This window comes from Streptosporangium brasiliense (genome assembly GCF_030811595.1).
In the GTDB taxonomy this organism is placed as follows: Bacteria; Actinomycetota; Actinomycetes; order Streptosporangiales; family Streptosporangiaceae; genus Streptosporangium; species Streptosporangium brasiliense.
Genome location: NZ_JAUSRB010000002.1, coordinates 197901 through 217971, shown reverse-complemented (window position 1 = coordinate 217971; position 20071 = coordinate 197901). Strand labels below are relative to the sequence as shown.

The 20071-nt window shown below is 68.5% G+C and carries 10 protein-coding genes; 8 read left to right on the top strand and 2 right to left on the bottom strand.

Features of this window, described 5'->3' with window-relative positions; translation table 11 throughout:
- The first annotated feature begins 47 nt into the window (after positions 1 to 47).
- Positions 48 to 1061, top strand: a complete 1014-nt coding sequence (locus tag J2S55_RS09485) for a LacI family DNA-binding transcriptional regulator (RefSeq protein ID WP_306858852.1) — start codon at positions 48 to 50, stop codon at positions 1059 to 1061.
- Between the two features lie 31 nt (positions 1062 to 1092).
- Here the strand turns inward: J2S55_RS09485 and J2S55_RS09480 are convergent, their stop codons facing one another.
- Positions 1093 to 1626 carry an RICIN domain-containing protein gene (locus J2S55_RS09480; protein ID WP_306858850.1) on the bottom strand — a complete coding sequence of 178 codons (534 nt, stop codon included), beginning with the start codon at positions 1624 to 1626 and terminating at the stop codon, positions 1093 to 1095.
- Positions 1627 to 1758: 132 nt separating this feature from the next.
- On the bottom strand, positions 1759 to 2574 hold the full coding sequence (locus J2S55_RS09475; protein WP_306858848.1) for a crotonase/enoyl-CoA hydratase family protein: 816 nt from the start codon (positions 2572 to 2574) through the stop codon (positions 1759 to 1761).
- Positions 2575 to 2974: 400 nt separating this feature from the next.
- Between J2S55_RS09475 and J2S55_RS09470 the strand changes: the two genes are divergently transcribed.
- From J2S55_RS09470 to J2S55_RS09440, 7 genes are all read left to right on the top strand, one after another.
- A complete protein-coding gene (locus J2S55_RS09470) occupies positions 2975 to 4525 on the top strand; it encodes an acyl-CoA synthetase (protein WP_306858846.1) in 1551 nt (516 codons plus the stop codon).
- Between the two features lie 189 nt (positions 4526 to 4714).
- Positions 4715 to 5602: a Zn-ribbon domain-containing OB-fold protein gene (locus J2S55_RS09465; RefSeq protein WP_306858844.1), complete on the top strand. Its 888-nt coding sequence runs from the start codon at positions 4715 to 4717 to the stop codon at positions 5600 to 5602.
- The gene (locus tag J2S55_RS09460; protein WP_306858842.1) at positions 5603 to 6622 is read left to right on the top strand and encodes a thiolase family protein; all 1020 of its coding nucleotides are present in this window, start codon (positions 5603 to 5605) and stop codon (positions 6620 to 6622) included.
- 2 nt (positions 6623 to 6624) lie between these two features.
- On the top strand, positions 6625 to 7776 hold the full coding sequence (locus tag J2S55_RS09455) for a thiolase family protein (RefSeq protein ID WP_306858840.1): 1152 nt from the start codon (positions 6625 to 6627) through the stop codon (positions 7774 to 7776).
- A gap of 21 nt (positions 7777 to 7797) precedes the next feature.
- Complete coding sequence (locus J2S55_RS09450; RefSeq protein WP_306858838.1) at positions 7798 to 9393, top strand: acyl-CoA synthetase; 1596 nt, start codon at positions 7798 to 7800, stop codon at positions 9391 to 9393.
- Between the two features lie 479 nt (positions 9394 to 9872).
- Positions 9873 to 18785 (top strand): DNRLRE domain-containing protein, encoded by an 8913-nt coding sequence (locus tag J2S55_RS09445; RefSeq protein ID WP_306858836.1) that lies wholly within the window; start codon positions 9873 to 9875, stop codon positions 18783 to 18785.
- A gap of 529 nt (positions 18786 to 19314) precedes the next feature.
- A complete protein-coding gene (locus J2S55_RS09440; RefSeq protein WP_306858834.1) occupies positions 19315 to 20070 on the top strand; it encodes a polymorphic toxin-type HINT domain-containing protein in 756 nt (251 codons plus the stop codon).
- The last annotated feature ends 1 nt before the right edge of the window (position 20071 follow it).

Genomic DNA, 20071 nt, shown 5'->3' with positions numbered 1-20071 from the left:
CAAGGAATGTTGCCAAAACGTTTTCTCATCCGTGGCACTATGCCTAGGTGACCCCTCGCATCGGCATCCGCGACGTCGCCCGGGCGACCGGGCTGTCGATCACGACGGTCTCTCACGCGCTGAGCGGCAAGGGCCGGGTCTCGGAGCGCACTCGCGACGTGGTGCGAGCGGCGGCGGAAAGGCTCGGCTACCAGCCCGACCCGATCGCGGCCGGGCTCGCCTCCGGCCGGGTCGGCGTGATCGGCATCCTGGTCGAGCACGTCAGTTCACGGCACTGGGAGCACACCTACCGGCCCTACTACGCCGCGTTCATCTCCGGGGCGACCATGCTCGCGGTCGAGCGCGACCACGCGGTGGTGGTCCTGCCCACGGCCCTGTGGGGCAAGGTCCCCCTGGACGGTGTGATCATCGTGGACCCCGCGCACGGCGATCCGATCGTGACCGAGTGCCGCCGACGGGGCAAGCCGGTGGTGACCGACGGCAAGCCCCTCGACCCGGACTGCGCGGACGTGCCCGGCATCGAGAGCGACTCCGACGAGACCCTGCACGTCCTGCTCGGCGGTCTGCGCGACGCGGGGGCCTCGCGCATCGCGCTGCTCACCGGCACCGAGCCTGACTCCTACACCCTCGACACCGAGAGGGCGTATCGATCCTGGGCGGCGGCGAACGGCAACCCTGTGATCATCGAGGCGCTCCAGCCCGGAGAGAGTCCCGCCGTGGCCGCCGAGCGGCTGCTGTCCCGCCCGGACCGTCCCGACGCGGTGCACGGGCTCAACGAGACGTACGGCGAGGCGCTGCTGGGCGCCGCCCGCAGGCTCGGCCTCTCCATTCCCGGCGACCTGCTGGTCACGATCATGTGTGAGACCGCCGAGGACAAGCACTGGGAGGTCCCGCTGAGCGTGCTCAGTCTTGAGGCGGAGCGCCGTGGGGCCGTGGCCGCCGCCGCGCTCGTCGACCTCCTGAGCGGCGAGGAGCCGGGCAGGCTCCGGGTCCCCACCCGCCTGGTGATCAGGGAGTCGACCAGTCGCTCCGGGGCCGGCGACACCGGCGGCGGGACGTGAGCGCCGCCGGCGTCGCGCTCCGGCGACCGGCTCAGCCGAGCTTCCACTCCTGGTTGGCCGCCCCGCCCCAGCAGGTCCACTGGATCACGTCGGCCCCGTCCCGGGTGCTGCCGCCGTAGACGTCCAGGCACTTGCCGCTGTGGCGGGCGACGACGGTGAAGTAGCCGTTGTCCTTCTGGACGAGCTCCCACTGCTGGTTGGCCCCGTTCCCGCAGGTCCACTGGATGACATCGGCCCCGTCCTGGGTGCCGCTGCCGTAGACGTCCAGGCACTTGCCGCTGTGCCCGGCCCGGATGGTGTAGTAGCCGCTGTCGGTCGCCACCAGGCGCCACTCCTGGTTGGCGCCTCCGTGGCAGCTCCAGTGGATGACGTCGGCCCCGTCCTGGGTGCCGCTGCCGTAGACGTCCAGGCACTTGCCGCTGTGCCGGGCGACCAGGGTCGCGGTGAACCTGGTCTCGGGCTCCTGCGGCCCGTCGGCGGCGGACGCCGCCGGCAGGCCGGCGAGTGGGGCGGCGAGCAGACAGGCGGCGAGGGCAATGGCCTGACCAGCGCGGACGAGTGTCATCGGGCCTCCTGAGGCGCGTCGAAGATCAACTCGTTCTTCGTAGCACGAGTCACCCGCCGTATCGGTGAATCACGCTCCGTAAGTGAGGCCGTGTCGTGGCCCGCCGGGCCGCGCCCGCCGTGTCGGCCGCGCTCATCTGCCGTGGTAGACGGCCGGGCGCTTCTCCCGGAAGGCTCGGGAGCCCTCCTTGGCGTCCTCGGAGCCGATCACCGGCCAGCCGATGCCGTCGGAGACCTTCAGGGCCTCGGCCTCGGGCAGGCCGAGGGTCTCGCGGTAGGTGCGCAGGATGGCCTGGACGGCGAGCGGCCCGCACTCGCTGATCTGGCCGGCGATCTCCAGGGCGGTGGCCAGGGCCTGGCCGTCCGGGACGACCCGGTTGACCAGGCCCATGCTCAGCGCCTCCCGGGCGGTGACGGACCGGCCGGTCAGGAGGAGGTCCATGGCGAAGGCGTAGGGGATCTGGCGCGGGAGCCGCACCGCGGAGCCGCCCATCGGGAACAGCGCGCGGCGGGCCTCGAACAGGCCGAGAGTGGCGGACTCGGCGACCACCCGCAGGTCGGTGCCGACGAGCAGCTCGGTCCCCCCGGCCACGGCGTAGCCCTCGACCGCGCAGACGATCGGCTTGGCCGGCAGCGCGGCGCAGTCGCGCAGCAGGCCCTTCCAGTGGAAGTCGGGGATCTCCGAGGCCCGCTGCCGGACCCGGGGGTCGCTCGACGGGGTGCCCATGGCCTTCAGGTCGGCGCCCGCGCAGAAGGTCCCGTCCGCGCCGGTCAGCACGGCGACGCGGACCTCCGGCTCGTCCGACACGTAGGCCCACGCGTCGGCCAGGCCGACCAGCATGTCCGAGGAGAGCGCGTTCTTCGCCTCGGGCCGGTCCAGGGTCACGACGACGACGTGGCCGGCGCGCTCGACGCGGCAGTGCGGGGTGCTGATCGGCAGAAGTTCCACGGGGTCGGCCTCCGTTGTGTTAACAAGCGCTTGTTAGGTGATCCTAGATCCGGTGCGCCCGCTCCGCCAGGCCGCCCCTCCCGCGGTGACCGGCGCCCGCTCCGCCAGGCTGCCCCTCCTGCGGCGACCGGCACCGGCCGCGGCCTTGTCCGTCCGCCCCCGCTGACTCAAGGTGTTCGGTAGGAGGCCCAAAGTGTCCGGCGGTGCGGAGGGGTGGGGGTGCGCTCGGGCTCATGGTCTAGATCAAGCGCTTGCTCGGTATGTCTCGGGCGGGTTAGTCTGCCCCTGCGTATAAGAACAGATTCTTGTTCCATCCTCCCCGCGCCGCCAGAGTTTTTCGCAATATCGAGAACGTGATTCACTTCGGCGGTCCGGGCCTTTCGGCGAGAGAGGATTTCCGATGGGCACGCTCGGTTTCTGGAGACTGGCGCAGGCGGATCCGGACTGGATCGCCGCCGTGGATCCGGACGGCACCGAACATCGCGCCGGTGACCTGCTCGCCCGTGCCAACCGCCTCGTGCACGGCCTCCGGGAGCTGGGGCTCAAGCCCGGCGACGGCCTGTGCGGCCTGGTCCCGAACGGCGCCGACGGGCTGGTGCTCTATCTGGCCGCGCTGCAGGCCGGGTGGTACTACACGCCCGTCAACTGGCACCTCACCGGCCCCGAGATCGGCTACATCGTCGCCGACAGCGAGGCACAGGCGTTCTTCGTCGACGAGCGCTACGCGGAGGAGGGTCTGCGCGGCGTCGCGGAGTCGGGCATCGACCGCGCCCGCGTTTTCGCGTTCGGGCAGGTGGAGGGGGTCCGGCCCGCCTCGGACCTGACCGACGGCCGGTCCGCCGCCGCCCCCGCCGGCCGTACGGCGGGCGCCACCATGCACTACACCTCGGGGACCACCGGCCAGCCCAAGGGCGTGCGCCGGCCGCTCAGCGGCCTGGACCCCGACGACGCGGCCGAGATGATGACGTTCCTGCTCAGCATGTTCGGCATCACCCCGGGCAAGGAGAACGCCCACCTGGTCACCTCGCCGAACTACCACACCGCGGTCACCCAGTTCGGCGGTACGGCCCTGCACATGGGCCACACGCTCGTCTACATGGACCGGTGGGACGCCGAGGAGACGCTCCGGCTCTGCGAGCGGTACCGCGTCAGCAACTCGCACATGGTCCCCACCCACTTCAAACGCCTGCTCACGCTCCCCGAGGAGGTCAGGAGCAGATACGACCTGTCGTCACTCCGGTGGATGATCCACGCCGCGGCGCCCTGCCCGGTCCCGGTCAAGTGGGCGATGTTCGAGTGGTGGGGCGACTGCATCTACGAGTACTACGCCGCGACCGAGGGCGGCGGCACGATCGCCACCCCCGAGGGCTGGAAGAAGCACCCGGGCACCGTCGGCACCGCCTGGCCGATCAGCGAGCTGCTCATCGTGGACGAGAACCTGGAGCCGGTCCCGACGGGGACCCCGGGCACGATCTACATGAAGATGATGGGCGTCCGCTTCGAGTACAAGGGCGACCAGGCCAAGACCGAGGCCGGCCGGCTGAAGGACCACTTCACCGTCGGCGACATCGGCTACCTCGACGAGGAGGGGTTCCTCTTCCTCTGCGACCGCAAGGCCGACATGATCATCTCGGGTGGGGCCAACATCTACCCGGCCGAGATCGAGAACGAGCTGATGGTCCACCCGAAGGTCGCCGACGTGGCGGTGTTCGGCATCCCCGACGAGGAGTGGGGCGAGCAGATCAAGGCGGTGGTCGAGCCCGCGCCCGGCGCCGCCCCCTCGCCTGAGCTGGCCGCCGAGATCCTCGGATCGCTCAAGGGCCGCCTGTCGAAGATGAAGTGGCCGAAATCCATCGACTTCATCGAGGAGATGCCCCGCGAGCCCAACGGCAAGCTCCTCAAACGCAAGCTGCGCGACCCGTACTGGGAGGGGCGAGACCGTGCGATCTGAGCGATCCGCCGGGCCGGAAGCTTCCGCGCCCGGCGGAGTCCGGCGCCCGGCGGAGGGGCCCGGTGGCGACCGGCGCCCGGCGGAGAGGGCCGGTGGCGATCGGCGCCCGGCGCGGACGTCCGGCGACCACGCCCGGCGCCCGGCGGAGGGAGAACGCGCCCGGCGCCCGGAGGAAGAAGGGGAGCGCCGATGAGCCTGGAGGCACGGCACATACTGGAGTTCCCCGGCGGCTACACCCGCACGACGGGGCCGGTGATCGGGCGCTTCCTCACCGAGCTGCGGGACGGGCGCATCGTCGGGGTCCGCACGGCGGACGGCCGGACGCTGGTGCCCCCGCTGGAGTACGACCCCGAGACCGGTGACGCCGTCACCGGCGACTACGTCGAGGTCGGCCCGGCCGGGACGGTGGAGAGCTGGGCGTGGGTGCACAGCCCGCGCGCGGGTCACCCGCTGGACCGTCCCTTCGCCTGGGCCCTGATCCGGCTGGACGGGGCCGACACCTCGCTCGTCCACGCGGTGGACGCCGGCGACGTCAAGGCACTCCGCCCCGGCCTGCGGGTCCGGCCCCGCTGGCGGGCCGGGCGCACCGGGCACATCACCGACATCGAGAGCTTCGTCCCCGAGGTCACCAAGATCGTGTCACCGGTCCGGACCGAGTACGTGATGCGGCCGGGCCTGGCGCTCGCCCGCTTCCTGGAGGGGGTCGCCGGAGGCGTCTTCGTCGGCTGCCGGTGCGGCTCCTGCCACAAGGTCTACGTGCCCTACCGGCTCTCCTGCCCCGAGTGCGGCATCGCGATCACCGAGGAGGTCGAGGTGCCGGACACCGGCACGATCACCACCTTCGCGATCAACAACCTGCCCGACCCGCGCGCCCCCGAGGTGCCGTTCGTCTCGGCCTACGTCCTGCTCGACGGCTCGGACGTCCCGATGATCGCCCTGGTCGGCGGGGTCCCCGCGCACGAGGTGCGGCAGGGCATGCGGGTGCGGGCCGTATGGGTCCCCGAGGAGGAGCGGACGCAGTCCATGGCCAACATCAAGTGGTTCGCCCCCACCGGCGAGCCGGACGCGGAGCTGTAGATGCGTGAGGTAGCGGTCGTCGCGTTCGCGCAGACCCGGCACAGCGCGACCGACGAGGGACAGAGCGAGCCCGAGCTGATCCTCCCCTCGCTGGAGGAGGTCCGGCGGAAGACGGGGCTGCGGAAGTACGGCTTCACCTGCTCGGGGTCATGCGACTATCTGGCGGGCGCGCCGTTCTCCTTCGTCTCCGCGCTCGACGCGCTCGGCGCCTGGCCGCCGATCTCCGAGAGCCACGTGGAGATGGACGCCGCCTGGGCGCTGTACGAGGCGTGGGTCAGGCTCCAGCACGGCGACGTCGACTCGGCGCTGGTCTACGGCTTCGGCAAGTCCTCCCAGGGCGACCTGCGGGAGATCATGACGCTCCAGCTCGACCCCTACTACCTGGCCCCGCTCGGCCTCGACCAGGTCTCCTACGCCGCGCTCCAGGCTTCGGCCGTCAAGGCCGACCGCGCCCGGCTGGACGAGATCGTACGGCGCAGCCGCGCCGACGGCCGGGCCAACCCCCACGCCCTCGACCTGCCCGACCCCGCGGGCGAGGACTTCGAGGTGGAGCCGCTGCGGCCGTACGACATCGCCCCGGTCACCGACGGCGCCGCCGCGGTGGTGCTCGCCGCCGGGGACCTGGCCAGAGAGCTGTGCGAGAACCCGGCCTGGATAACCGGCATCGCCCACCGCATAGAACCGCATTACCTGGGCATGAGAGATCTCGCCCGGTCGGCCTCCGCCGCCGAAGCCGCACGAGCGGCGGGGGTCGGCAAGGGTCACGTCGACGTGGCCGAGATCCACACCCAGTTCAGCCATGAGGAGCTCATCCTCCGCCAGGCGCTGGAGCTCGGTGAGGACACGCTCGTCAATCCCAGTGGCGGACCCCTGGCGGCGAACCCGGTCATGGCCACCGGGCTCATCCGGATCGGCGAGGCCGCCCAGCGCATCCTCGACGGCGGCGCGGCCCGCACCGTCGGGCACGCCGCCGGCGGTCCCTGCCTGCAGCACAACCTCGTCACCGTGATGGAGGCCTGACCATGGGTAACCGCTGCGCGGTGATCGGGATCGGCCAGACCCACTACACGACCAAGCGGCGGGACGTCTCCATCGCCGGGCTGGTCCGCGAGGCGGCGCTGCGCGCGCTGGAGGACGCCGAGCTGACCTGGAAGGACATCGACGCCGTCGTCATCGGCAAGGCGCCCGACCTGTTCGAGGGCGTGATGATGCCGGAGGCGTACCTGGCCGACGCGCTCGGCGCCGCCGGGAAGCCGATGATGCGCGTGCACACCGCCGGTTCGGTCGGCGGCTCCACCGCGCTGGTCGGCGCCTCGCTGATCCAGGGCGGCGTGCACGGCCGGGTGCTGGTGGTGGCCTTCGAGAAGCAGTCGGAGTCCAACGCGACCTGGGCGCTGTCGACGCACCTGCCGTTCAGCGCCTCACTGGTGGTCGGCGCGGGCGGTTACTTCGCCCCCCACATCCGCGAGTACATCCGCAGGTCCGGCGCTCCGGAACACATCGGCCACCTGGTGGCGGTCAAGGACCGGCGCAACGCGCTGAAGAACCCCTACGCCCACCTGAAGATCCCCGGGATCGACCTGAGAATGGTCGAGTCGACCCCGATGCTCTGGGAGCCGATCCGCTACCTGGACACCTGCCCGTCCTCCGACGGCGCGTGCGCGATGGTCCTGTCCGCCGAGGACAAGGTCACCGGCGCCGCCCCAGCCTGGGTCCTGGGCACGGCGATGCGCTCCGAGCCGATCTTCCGCGCCGGGCGGGACACCGTGAACCCGCAGGGCGGCAAGGACTGCGCGGCCGACGTGTACCGGCAGGCCGGGATCACCGATCCGCGCCGGGAGATCGACGTGGCCGAGGTGTATGTCCCCTTCTCCTGGTACGAGCCGATGTGGCTGGAGAACCTCGGCTTCGCCGCGGAGGGGGAGGGGTGGAAGCTCACCGAGTCCGGGGCCACGGCGCTGGAGGGCGACATCCCGTGGAACGCCTCCGGCGGGGTGCTGTCGAGCAACCCGATCGGCGCGTCCGGGCTGATCCGGTTCGCCGAGGCGGCGCTCCAGGTCAGGGGGATGGCGGGGGAGCACCAGGTCGACGGGGCCAGGCGGGCCCTGGGGCACGCCTACGGCGGGGGTGCCCAGTTCTTCGCGATGTGGATGGTCGGCAGCGACAGACCCTGATCTCCCCCCAGGAGGGGCCCGATGGAGTTCAACCACGCAGATCTGTTCGAGGGGCTCGCGGACGCGATCGGGGAGCGCATCGCCGTCGTCTGCGGTGACAGCCGCCTGACCTACGCCGAACTGGACGCGGAGGCCAACCGGCTCGCCCACCACCTGGCGGGCCGGGGCGTGCGGGCCGGGCAGCACGTCGGGATCCACCTCTGCAACGGCGTCGAGTATGTCGTGGGACTGCTTGCCACGCTGAAGATCCGGGCCGTGCCGGTCAACGTGAACTACCGCTACGTCGAGGCGGAGCTGCTCTACCTCTACCAGGACTCCGACATCGTGGCGCTGCTGTTCGACGTGGAGTTCGACGACCGGGTGGCGGCCGTGGCCCCGCGGGCTCCCGAGCTCAGGCACCTGATCGCCGTGGGCGGCCCCTCCCGGATCGAGGCGGCGGTGCCGTACCGGGAGGCGCTGGCGGGCGCGCCGGCGACGCGGGGGTTCCCCGAGCGGTCGGGCGACGACCTCTACATCATCTACACCGGCGGCACGACCGGGATGCCCAAGGGCGTGATGTGGCGGACCGAGGACCTGTTCTTCGCCTTCGGTGGCGGCAACCCCTACGGGGATCCGCGTGCCACGCCGCAGGAGGTCGTCGAGGCGGCCATGACCTCCGAGCCGATGACCATGATGGCGGCGGCCCCGCTGATGCACGGCGCGGCCCAGATGGCCACCTTCATCACCTGGTGGCTGGGCGGCACCATGGTCTACGTCCGCAAGTTCGACCCGGCCGCGGTGCTGCGGGCGATCGAGCGGGAGAAGGTCCTCACGGTCAACATCACCGGCGACGCGATGGCCCGCCCGCTGGCCGACGAGATCGCCACGGGCGCCTACGACCTGTCGACGCTGTTCGTGCTCAGCTCCACCGGCGCCATCCTGACCGGCTCCGTCCGCGACCGCCTCCAGGAGCTGCTCCCCGGCAGGATGATCATCGACAGCTTCGGCTCCAGCGAGTCCGGCTACACCGCCTCGGCGGTCCCCGGCTCCGCGCCCGAGTCGGGGCAGCGCTTCCAGTCCAACGCCACCTCCAACCTGGCCGTGCTCAACGAGATGCTGGAGCCGGTCAAACCCGGCGGGGGCGAGCTGGGCACGGTCGCCAAGAGCGGCCGGATCGCCTCCGGCTACTACAAGGACGAGGCCAAGACCAGCCGGACCTTCGTGACCGACGGGGCGGGCGTGCGCTGGCTGCTCACCGGCGACATCGCCCAGGTCGAGGAGGACGGCACCATCACGATCTTCGGCCGTGGCTCGGTCTGCATCAACACCGGCGGGGAGAAAGTCTTCCCCGAGGAGGTCGAGGCGGTGCTCAAGGGACATCCGGAGGTCTTCGACGCCGTCGTCACCGGCGTCCCCGACGAGCGCTGGGGCAGCCGGGTAGCCGCCGTGGTCGAACCCCGGCCGGGGACGGCGCCGTCGGCCGCGGAGCTGGACGCCCACTGCCGGCAGCGGCTCTCCGGCTACAAGGTGCCCCGCGTCTTCGCCTTCGTCGAGGAGATGGTCCGCTCCCCGGCGGGCAAGGCCGACTACCGCTGGGCCAGGGAGACCGCCCAGGCCGCCCAGGACGCGCGGTCCTGACCGGGACGGGACCGCACGGGCCTGACCGAGGAGTGCTTCGGTCCGGCGGCGAGGGGACCGCCACGACCCGTTGTAAACGGAGGTCATGGGCCCGTCCGTCCCGACATGTCGGCTGACCCTACATTTCCCGGGGAGCGGGGTGGTCGATCCCCATTGACCGGGAGAGACAATTGATCATTCGTCGGGACAAGCGTCGGTTGTGATTAACGTCACAGGGATGCTTTGGCGCGTTCCATGAGCCTGGGCAGCCTGGGCTCATCTTTTCTCCGTCGCGGGGCTTCTCGGTGTTCGCGCACATCAAGGGCTGAGTCATTGATCAGTGTGTCGATGATGGGACGAATAAATCGGTGAAGTTTCACCGGACGTTACATCCGATACAGGTCATTGCTTACAGTGATCATTTACTCGGGTTAACCAGATTCTTACGATCAAGGCGTTTTGCCCCACTTGACCTCTCTGATCTCGTGAGTGGAGCCCGCGTGCGCCTGTTACCCCCCGCCCCCTCCGCCCAGTCCCGGACATCCGGGCCCGAGTCCTACCGGAGCCGTAAACGGTTACGGCGACGGCGTGTGATCGCCACCGCGATCGGTGTCACCCTGCTGGCGTCGATGGCCCCGGCCGGCCCGGCGCTGGCACAGACCTCTGCCGTCGCGGCCGGGCCGGGGCTACTGTCGCAGCTGGCCTCCGGGATCGGCGGCCTGTTCGCCGAGACCCCGCGCGGGCGGATGCGTGCCGGCGCGGGTGCGGCCGCGCTGCCCGGCCGGACAGGCGCGACCGCGCCGGGTGAGCCGGAGCCGCCGGGCAAGCGGGTCAAGGAGCTGACCGGCAAGCGCTTCGCCCACGGCACGGTGTACGAACTCGAAGACGGCCGGCGGCAGGTGGAGCTGTCGACCGTGCCGCGCCACTACCGGGACGGCGACGGTAAGTGGCAGCCGATCGACACGACGATCGGCGCGACCTCCGATGACGGGTTCACGCGCGGCAACGACGCCACCGGTTTCTCCTCCCGGTTCGGCGACGCCACCGGCAAGCTCGCGAGGATCAAGGCCGGGGAACGGCAGCTGACGCTCGGCGTGGTCGGTGACTCCAAGAAGATCATCCCGGAGGTGAAGGGCTCCACCGTCACCTACCGGGGCGTGTGGGACGGCGCGGACGTGGTCTACAAGGTCACTCCCGAGGGGGTGAAGGAGTACCTCGTGCTGTCCAAGCCGCCGGCGGCCGACGCGGAGTTCGCCTTCACCGTCAAGACCGGCGGGGTCGCCGCGCGGCAGAACCCGGATGGGTCGGTCGTCTTCGACGCCGACGACGGTTCGGGGGCGGCGTTCACCATCCCGAAACCCTTCATGATCGACGCCGCCGATGATGTGGCCTCGCCGTACGGCAAGCGTTACAGCACGGCGGTGACGCAGACCGTCGCTCAGCAGGGCGCCGAAACGACGATCACGCTGAAGCCGGACGCGGCCTGGCTGGCCGCGCCGGACCGCAAGTGGCCGGTGGTGATCGACCCGACGATCAACCTGGGCGCCGACAGCCCGAGCAACACCTACGTCGATTCGGCCTCGCCGAGGGCGAACTTCGACTCCTCCTGGAAGCTGCCGGCCGGCAAGACCGCCACCGGCGTCAACCGGGCGCTGCTGTACTTCAACTGGCCCAGCGGGGACGTGCTGCCGCTGGGCGCCCGGATCGACCAGGCGAAGCTGGAGACCTACTTCGACCAGGCACTGGGGACGGCCGGGCCGGTGACGGTGGAGGCCCACGAGATCACCTCCGAATGGGACTCCTTCACCGCTACCTGGAACACCCAGCCGGCCTTCGCGCCCGCGGCGGCGGCCACGGTGACCAAGAACGCCGGAGAACTGTCGCGCTGGCACTCCTTCGACGTCACCGCGGTGGCCAACGCCTGGGCCGCCACCACCGACCCCGCCTGGGGCTTCCTGCTCAAGGCCGCCGACGAGACCTCCACCGCGAAGCTCGGTGGTCCGGTGTACGAGGCGAGCGAGAACGTCTACGGCGGCGACGCGATGCTGGGCGAGAACGCCACGCATCCCCGGCTGCTGATCACCTTCGGCACCCCGTCGGTGCAGCTGAAGCAGCCGGCGGTGGCCACGTCGGTGGGCGCGTCGCTGTCGTGGACGCCGTACGCCGACCCCACCCCGGACGACGCCGCCGACGATCTGGCCGAGTATCGGCTGTATCGGTACTGCCCGTCGGGCTGCCAGCTCAGCGAGGGCTCGGCCGACATGGACCCGCAGCTGGTGACCACGCTGCCGGCAGACGTGACCTCTTACACCGACACCAGCAGCGGCGCCGACCCCGAAGCCGCCGCCGATCCGGCCTACACCCACGAGGCCACCTACTGGGTGGAGGCGGTGCTGGCCAACGGCAAGACCTCGGCGTCCCAGGAGATGCGGGTCATCCTGCCCCGGCCGGGCCAGGTGACCAAGGTGATCGTCGCCGGCGCCGACACCACGTTGGCCTCCGGCGAGCCGTCCGCCGGCCACGACACCGTCGACGGCCAGAAGCGGCTGCAGGTCGGCAACACCGCCACCACGCTGGGCAACACCCGCGCGGTGGTGGACTTCGACGGCTTCGCCACCCAGATCCCGGCCGACGCCCAGATCAGCGAGGCCACCCTGTCGCTGTGGGCGGCCACCGCCACCGGCTCGGGCGCCACCTTCAACGCCCACCGGCTCACCAAGGGCTTCGACGGGGCCGCCACCTGGACCAAGGCCGACGCCACCACCGCCTGGACCACACCCGGCGGTGATTTCACCGCCACCGCGCTCAGCGGCGTCTCGGCCGTCACCGCGCAGCCTCGCTGGCAGCAGTGGAACGTCACCGACGCCGCCAAGGCCTGGATCACCGACCCGGCCGCCGACCACGGTCTGCTGGTCAAGGTCGCGGGCGAGGCCGGCACCGCCAAGCAATCAGTGCAGTTCCTGGCCTCCGAGACCGACGAGCCGCTGCTGCGGCCCCGGCTGCGGGTGACCTACGCCGAAAAGAGCGACGGCTCGGCCACCTTCTACGCCCCGGGCACTCCCGAGCGGCTGGACACCGGCGCCACCCGCCAGGTCACCGTCGCCCTCACCAACACCACCGCCCAGACCTGGCCGGCCGCCTCGACCGCGCTGTCCTACCACTGGAAGCTGCCCGACGGCACCGAGGTCTCCGCTCCCGCCAACCAGGTCAGAACCCAGCTGCCGGTCGACCTGGCACCGGGGGAGTCCACCGTGGTCCACGCCACCGTCAAGGCCCCGGCCGTCACCGGCGAAGGCGGCAACAAGGCCGAAGCCGTGGACCTGGTGTGGGACGTCCAGGACACCGTCACCAACAACTGGAAGTCCGCCTCCCACCAGTTGCCGCAGCTGCCGCAGCAGATCCGCGTGGACTCGCCGACCTCCGACCTGCTGGGGGCGGAGAAGTTCTACGCCTACACCGGTAAGAACACCGGCGCCGGGTCCACCGCGTTGGTCAACCCGTACGCGGGCAACGTGGTGTGGAACTACAACGCCTTCTCCAACCCCTCGCGCGGTGTCTCCACCTTCGTGCGGATGACCTACAACAGCCTCGACACCAGCGCCTCGGCGATGGGCTACGGGTGGTCGTTGCAGACCTCGACGTTGCAGCGGCTCGGCTCGCAGGTCCACTTCCACCCGCCCGGCCAGAACTGGCCCTCCCAGGTGCGGTTGACCGACGGCGACGGCACCACACACGTGTGGACGCTGGACACCCACGGCGCCGACGTGCGTGACTGCACCTACGCCACCTGCGACTACACCCATCCGCGCGGGATCCACCTGTACCTGCAGAAAGTCGACCCCGCCTCCTTCGCGGATCGGGAGCTGGCCGCGCAGCGCACCTGGGTGTTCACCAAGCCCGACCGCACCCAGTTCTTCTACGACCAGGAGGGCTTCCAGTCGGCGATCGTCGACAAGAACGGCAACACCATGTCGTTCGCCTACGAACGGCGCAGGTCCAACAACAAGCCCACCAAGTTCCTGCAGCACATCACCGACGCCGCCGGGCGGCGCACCCTGACCCTGGACTATTTCAAGAAGGGCCAGGACTACACCTACGTCAACGACGCCGGCGCCGAGGTCGCCGACACCAAGCTGACCAACCCGCACATCATCGACAACGTCGAGTCCATCACCGACGTCGCCGGGCGGAAGGTCACCTTCACCTACAGCGACAAGGGCCTGATGGCCAAGATGGTCGACGGCGCCGGTGACCCCGAGGCCAAGACCTTCCGCTTCACCTACGACGCCACCCAGGGCAACAAGAACGTCAAGCTGGTCGCGGTCAAGGACCCGCGGGGCAACACCACCGCGCTGAAGTACTACGAGGCGCCGGTCGACCCCAAGGACAAGTGGAAGGTCGAGACGCTCACCGACCGGCTGAACGGGGTGACGCGGTTCGACTACGTCGACCCTGACGGCCCGCAGGGCGGCGTCATCCACGCCACGGTCACCGACCCGCTGCAGCACGCCACCGAATACGTGCTGGACGCCTACGGCCGGCCCGAGTCGATCACCAACGCCAAGAACGAGACCACGGCGCTGACCTGGGACCCCGACCACAACGTCACCAAGCTGACCGAGGCCAACGGCGCGTTCGCCACCTGGGTCTTCGACCAGAAGACCGGCTACCCGCTGGAGCTGAAGGACGCCGAGGCCAACCACAACGGCACGGCTCCCACGGTGCTGGGCTACCAGACCTTCCTGAACGGCTACGTCGCCGACCTGACCGAGAAGACCTCGCCCGAGGGCCGCAAGTGGGCCTTCGGCTATGACGCCAAGGGCAACCTCAAGACCGTCACCGACCCGCTGGGCGTCGCCTCCCCCACGGCGGGCGACTACACGACGTCCTACGACTACGACCCGCTCGGCCAGCTCGTCAAGACGACCGACGCCAACGGCAACCCGGCCGCCTACGGCGACTACCACCCGACCGGCTACCCGGAGAAGATCACCGACGCGTACGACAACGCCACGGTGACCTCGTACGACGTGCGCGGCAACGTGCTGTCGGTGACCGACGCGCTGGGCAGGAAGACCACCCAGACCTACGACATCTTCACCCGGCCGCTGGAGAGCAAGGTCCCCAAGGACCAGGACGCGGGTGAGTTCATCGTCACCCCCGCCCCCGTCTACGACCCCAACGACAACATCACCAAGGCGACCGCGCCCAACGGAGCGGTGTCGACGGCGCTCTACGACAAGGCCGACCAGCTGCTGGAGTCGCTGCTGCCCAAGGACACCGACACCGGTCCGGAGCGCAAGGCGTCCTTCACCTACGACCTGGCCGGCAACCTGAAGACGCAGACCGAGCCCAAGGGCAACCTCACCGCCGAGGCGGGTGACTTCACCACCACGTATGTGTACGACCCGATCTACCAGCTGACAGACGTGCTCAACGCCGCCCAGCAAAAGATCACCTACACCTACGACAACGTCGGCAACGTCACCAAGGTGGTCGACCCGCGCAAGAACGCCACCACCGACACCGCCGACTACACCACGATCTCCACCTTCGACCGCAACCACCGGGTCACCCACGTGAAGGACGCCGCCGGCCACCAGACGGTGACCGACTACGACCTGGACGGGCTGGTCGAGGCCGCCACCGACCAGGAGGGCAACACGACCCTCATCACGCTGGACAAGCGCGGCGCGGCCGTGGAGACCAAGGTCCCGCACTCGGCCACCGACGGAGTGGTCAAGTACACCGTCACCCAGTTCGTCTACGACCAGGTCGGCAACCGCACCAAGGTCGTCACCCCGCGCGGCGTGGAGACCACCGACGACGCGGCCGACTTCATCGCCGAGACCAAGTACGACAAGCTCAACCGCCCGGCCGAAGAGATCTACCCCTTCGACAAGGACGACCCGAAGTACAACACCCCCGACAGCGTCAAGTACGCCTACGACGCCGTCTCGCGGCTCAAGGAGATCTCCGCGCCGCCCTCGCACGGGCAGACCATCCGCAACATCACCACGATGACCTACTGGGACAACGGCTGGTCCAGGACCACCACCGACCCGTGGGACATCAAGACCACCTACGACTACAACAAACTGGGTCTGCAGACCAACCGCACCGTCACCTCCGCGGGTGGCTCCTCCCAGCGGGCCCTGAAGTGGACCTACTTCCCCGACGGCAAGCTCCACACCCACTCCGACGACGGCGTGCCGCTCGGCCTGGACGTGGTGCTCGGCGACAACTCCGACACCGGCCAGGTCACCGCCACCGGCTCCTGGACCGTCGTCGGCAGCGGTGGGGGGAGCGGGCTCGCCGCCACGGCCACCGTCGGCACCGGCTTCACCGGCTACGACTACGCCACCGCCCCCGCCGGCACCGGCTCCTCGGCCTTCACCTGGAACCTCACCACCCCGTCGGCGGGCAGATACAAGGTTCACGTCAAGTACCCTACCGGGGCGACCGCGACCAACGCGAAATACACCGTCAAGTACGACGGCGGCGAGACGACCGCCACCATCGACCAGACCGCCAAGGCGGGTGAGTGGGTCAGCCTGGGCGAGTTCGCCTTCACCGAGGGCAACGCCCACTCCGTCACGCTGACCGACGAGGCCAACGGCACCGTCGCCGCCGACGCGGTCAAGCTGGTGCGCGACACCACCGGCACCACCGACACCGAGAAGAAGGACTTCGAGTACTTCTACGACCCCAACGCCAACCTGACGAAGCTCCGCGACCACTCGCCCACCGCGAAGATCGATACCTGGGACATCGGCTACACCGGCCTCAACCAGGTCGAGCAGATCGTCGAGAAGCTCGACAGCGTGGTGAAGAACACCACCGGCTACACCTACAACGAGAACAGCGCCGTCACCGAGCGCACCCACGACAAGACCGTCGCCACCTACCGCTACGACGTCCGCGACCTGGTCGAGAAGGTCACCAACGCCAAGTCGGCGGCCGACACCGGGCCGAAGGTCACCTCCTACACCTACACGCCCAAGGCCGAACGGCTGAAGGAGACCAAGGCCAACGGCAACACCGTCGACTACGACTACTTCCTCGACAGCCTGCTGCGGCACTCGATCGAGAAGAAGCCCAACGGCACGGTGGTCTCCGAGCACACCATCGGCTACCAGGGCAACCTGCACCGCGCCCGCGACCTGGCCAAGATCCAGAACGCCGACAACCCCGGCGCCTACCTCGAACACGACTACGCCTACACCTACGACCCGCGCGACCGGATCGCCAAGTCCGTCAAGACCCCCATCGGCGGTGGCGCCGCGGAGACCGACTCCTACCTGCACGACGCCAACAGCAACGTCTACGACCAGACCGTCCAGGGCAAGCAGACCACCTTCACCTTCGACCGCAACCGGCTGATGACCTCCATCACCGCCGGGGCCACCTCCACCTACAACTACGACCCCTACGGCCGGCTGCGCACCATCACCGGCGGCGGCAAGACCCAGGAGAAATACACCTACGACGGCTTCGACCACGTCACCCGGCACGAAAAGCTCGGTGACGCCGGCAGCACCGTCACCACCTACACCTACGACCCGCTGGACCGCACCACCTCCAAGACCGAGAAGACCGGCACCGCGAGCGCGAAGACCACCGCCTACTCCTACCTCGGCCTGTCCGGCGAGGTCCTGGACGAGGAGGTCGCCGGGAAACTCACCAAGTCCTTCCAGTACAGCCCCTGGGGCGAGCGGCTGTCGCAGGTGAAGGTCAAGGCCGACGGCGGCGAGGAGTCCTCCTACTACGGCTACAACGCCCACACCGACGTCGAGACCATCACCTCCGAGACCGGCGATGCCCGCGCCACCTACGGCTACACCGCCTACGGCGGCAACGACGACAAACTCTTCACCGGCGTCGACAAGCCCGACCCTGTCGATCCCACCGCCAAGGAGGAGTACAACCCCTACCGCTTCAACGCCAAGCGCTGGGACAACTCCACCGGCATGTACGACATGGGGTTCCGCGACTACAACCCGGGCCTCAACCGCTTCCTCACCCTCGACTCCTACAACGGCGCCCTGGCCGACCTGAGCCTCGGCACCGACCCCTGGACCAGCAACCGCTACGCCTTCACCGGCGGCAACCCCATCACCGGCATCGAAAACGACGGCCACGACCCGTACGGATGCTCGCCCAACAACTCCAACGACTGCGTCGAGAAGAACAACGCCATAGCTCGCAAGGAGGCCGGGCTTTCCGCCTACGACAAGAGTGGATATGGAGGGACATACACAAACGTAGGCGATCGCGGCGCCGGCAAGACCGGCACCGTTACGGTTCCCGATGGAGTTGACCTCGGCGGCTTCAGAAGCAGCTTCAACAAGTACTACGCCGACATCGCCGGAGCCAGAAACCCCACCGGCATGGAACAAGTTCAGGAAGAACTGAACGCGGCCATCAACGCCTGCCGGGAGATCGGGGAGTATGTATGCGGCGGGTGGTTCGTGACGTTAGTCGCCGATCACACGAATGCGCTCGTAGCCAACGGGAACTCTCCGGTCGGCGAGGGGGGAGGCAGCTTTTCGAGGGGATTCCTTAAGTCTGGTGGAGGCAACAGAGCAGCCAGAGCTCTCGCGAATCCCTGTCAGAGCTTTGTGCCAGGAACCGAAGTCCTCATGGCCGACGGCACCCGCAAGCCGATCGAGGATGTCAAGGTCGGCGATGAGGTGCTGGCCACCGACCCGGAGACCGGCAAGACCGAGGCCAAGCCCGTCATCGCTTTGATCACTGGTGAGGACGACAAGAACTTCGTCCAGGTCACCGTCGACACCGATGGCAGGAAGGGTGACAAGACCGGCCTGGTCATCGCCACCGAGATCCACCCGTTCTGGGTGCCCGCGCTGCACGAGTGGGTCGATGCCAGGGACCTCAAGGCCGGCATGTGGCTGCGCACCTCCGCCGGCACCCGCGTCCAGGTCACCGCGATCAAGAAGTGGACCGCCTACCAGCGGGTCCACAACCTCACCATCGCCGACCTCCACACGTACTATGTGCTCGCAGGCGACCAAGCGGTACTTGTACACAACTCGAACGGGTGTAGAGGGATTGCACTCGGACTCAGTGAAGTCAATGGCGATCCGATGGCTCTTCATGAATTTGCAACTTCGGTTGGCTCGAAGTCGTACCACGATTGGCCATCCGCCGGCGACAAATGGGTCAGCGAATTCAAGGGCTATGTCAAAGACGGGAACACGCCGATCCACTTCAACTTGGATGGCATCGATGATCCAGTGGCGGCGGCCAGCACAGGCAGGGGTATGGATCCCATCTTCGATGGACATGCGACTGCATGGGAGTTAAGCCTCATCCAGGACAATCCGAGCGCCTGGTCTCGCGTCACCTTCTATAGAAACGGAAGTGCCGTTGCCAACCCATTCGATCCCTGAGGAAGGAGCACAGCCAACCGCGAGCCTTCCCCTCTCGTTCGATCGGAAGTTCCGGCCATGGCGGTACAGCGTCAGCCATTCGGAGCTCACGCTGCGAAGTGTCGATCCAGATTCCGCCCGCGACGTTGTCGAGGTGACATTCTATGGCGTCGTCGGAATGAAACTGAAAACCGTGTATCAGTCGCTCACCATCGCCATTGCTGGACCGGCGCAGATTGACGAGATGTTGAAATTCTCCGAAGTGCGAGAATCTCACTCTTCGCGGGTTCGTTGCTTGGCGCTAAAGTCAGACGGTGGTGACGGCCTTGTGGTGTGCCTCAGTTACAGTATCTGGTTGCATCCCAGAGATCTCGATTACGACGCATCGGGAGTTCCGCAGCGAGATTCTGTGCTGATTCTTAGAGGGTAGACGAGGGTCCCGCCGGATTATGTCCGGCGGGGCCTTCGGCGCAGTTGGATCAGAAACCGGTAGAGCTGGTCGAATCGCCAGAAAGCTGGAAAGCTCGCAGAGGCATGTCGCCAGAGCTTTGTGCCAGGAACCGAAGTCCTCATGGCCGACGGCACCCGCAAGCCGATCGAGGATGTCAAGGTCGGCGATGAGGTGCTGGCCACCGACCCGGAGACCGGCAAGACCGAGGCCAAGCCCGTCATCGCTTTGATCACTGGTGAGGACGACAAGAACTTCGTCCAGGTCACCGTCGACACCGATGGCAGGAAGGGTGACAAGACCGGCCTGGTCATCGCCACCGAGATCCACCCGTTCTGGGTGCCCGCGCTGCGCGAGTGGGTCGATGCCAGGGACCTCAAGGCCGGCATGTGGCTGCGCACCTCCGCCGGCACCCGCGTCCAGGTCACCGCGATCAAGAAGTGGACCGCCTACCAGCGGGTCCACAACCTCACCATCGCCGACCTCCACACGTACTATGTCTTCACGGGTAGTACTCCGGTCCTGGTACACAATTCATATTGCCCGCCCGCTGAAATAGTCAATAATCTGCCAGAGGTTACAGCCCCCAAGCCCCTCAAGCCTTCTCAGGTCGATAAGGCATGGAGTGATTTCTTAGGGCCCGGTCCGTACACAAATATTCACCCGCGAACCGGGCAGGTAGACCCCAACCGTCTCGTATCTGCCGATGGGCGCCGCAGCATCCGAGTGGGAGATCATGAGATGAATAGCAAGTCTACGAAGTTCCACTATCATATGGAGACATGGGACTGGAATTCTGTCACCAATACGTGGACTGTCGGTAACACGATGCAGAGAGTTCCCCTGGGGGTGAAGTAGT